This window comes from Pseudomonas sp. CM27, assembly GCF_013179515.1.
In the GTDB taxonomy this organism is placed as follows: Bacteria; Pseudomonadota; Gammaproteobacteria; order Pseudomonadales; family Pseudomonadaceae; genus Aquipseudomonas.
Genome location: NZ_JABMCN010000302.1, coordinates 5,031 through 6,429 on the forward strand (window position 1 = coordinate 5,031; position 1,399 = coordinate 6,429).

The 1,399-nt window shown below is 61.5% G+C and carries 2 protein-coding genes and 1 pseudogene; all 3 read right to left on the reverse strand.

The genetic code is table 11. From position 1 onward, the window contains the following. Positions 1-193, reverse strand: a pseudogene (locus HP547_RS26180) (MFS transporter); the annotation flags it as partial. A 112-nt stretch (positions 194-305) separates the two neighbouring features. Further along, positions 306-1,148 (reverse strand): mechanosensitive ion channel family protein, encoded by an 843-nt coding sequence (locus HP547_RS26185; RefSeq protein WP_172221042.1) that lies wholly within the window; start codon positions 1,146-1,148, stop codon positions 306-308. Positions 1,149-1,262: 114 nt separating this feature from the next. Continuing rightward, positions 1,263-1,399 (reverse strand): DUF520 family protein (locus HP547_RS26190; protein WP_172288302.1); only part of this gene is annotated, 137 nt, incomplete at its 5' end.

Below are 1,399 nucleotides of genomic sequence, written 5' to 3' on the forward strand. Positions count from 1 at the left end.
GGACCACGCCACCCAGCAGATACAGGTTGAGGGCATGGGGGATGTATTCAGGGCTGGCGTCGAGGTCGCCAACCACCACCGGCATGGCCGGCATGACGGCGTCGCTGGCCAGGTAGGTCAGCAGCTCGAACAGTGCCAGGGTCAGGCCGAACAGCAAGGCGCGCAGCGGGGTGATGTACAGCAATGGCTTCATGATGGCGTATCGGGTGTGGCAGGAGGGGTCAGCCTATATGCCAGATATGCCGGGAAATTGCTGTGAACAAGTGTAAAAACGGGGCCGTTTGGGCCCCGGTTTCACTACGGTGTTACTGCGTTGCAGTCTCCTGCACCACGCGAATCACCCGTTGCGGAAACGGGATATCGATCCCTTCCGCCTTCAACCGGTCACGGGCATGCTCGTTGAGCATGAACATCACGTCCCAATAATCCGAAGTCTTGGTCCAGATGCGCAGCGACACGGTTATCGAGCTGTCACCCAGCGTCGAGATCACCGCCTGCGGTGCCGGGTCTGCCAGCACGCGTGGATCCTGCGCCAGTTCCAGCAACACGTTGCGGGCCTTCTGCAGGTCGGCCTCATAGTCCACACCCACGTCGAACACCACCTTGCGCGTAGGCTGGCGGTTGGTGTTGGTGATGATACCGTTGGACAGGCTGCCGTTGGGCATGATCACCGTCTTGTTGTCACCGGTACGCAGCACGGTGTGGAAGATCTGGATGCTGTCGACGGTGCCGGCCACGCCCTGCGCCTCGATCCAGTCACCGATGCGGAACGGGCGGAACATCAGGATCAGCACGCCACCGGCGAAGTTCGCCAGGCTGCCTTGCAGCGCCAGGCCGATGGCCAGGCCTGCAGCACCGATGGCCGCGACAAAGGAGGTTGTCTCGATGCCGATCATGGAGGCGACGCTGACCATCAGCAGCACCTTCAGCACGATATTGGCCAAGGTGCTGATAAAGCCCTGCAATGCCAGGTCGGCATTGCGCAGGCCAACCAGCTTGCCCAGGCGCGCGCTGACCTTGTTGATGATCCACCAGCCGACCGCCAGGGTCAGCAGCGCAAGCAGCACACGGCTGCCGTATTCCATGATCAAGGGGACCCACGTCTGGGATTGGCGGACCAGCTGATCGACTTCAGCGTTCAAATCCATACTCATCTCCTGATGCCGAGCGGCAAGTACACGGTAAAACAGGCCGCGCCTGTTTGCGCAGCCCCGGCCCCCATGGACATCATCAGGCCATCAGGGTTCCGGGTAGCACCTGCATCAGTCGCGGAAGTTGTTGAACTGCAGCGGCATGTCGAATTCCTTGGCGCGCAGGGCTGCAATCGCCTCTTGCAGGTCGTCACGCTTCTTGCCGGTGACACGCACCTGCTCGCCCTGAATGGCGGCCTGCACCTTCA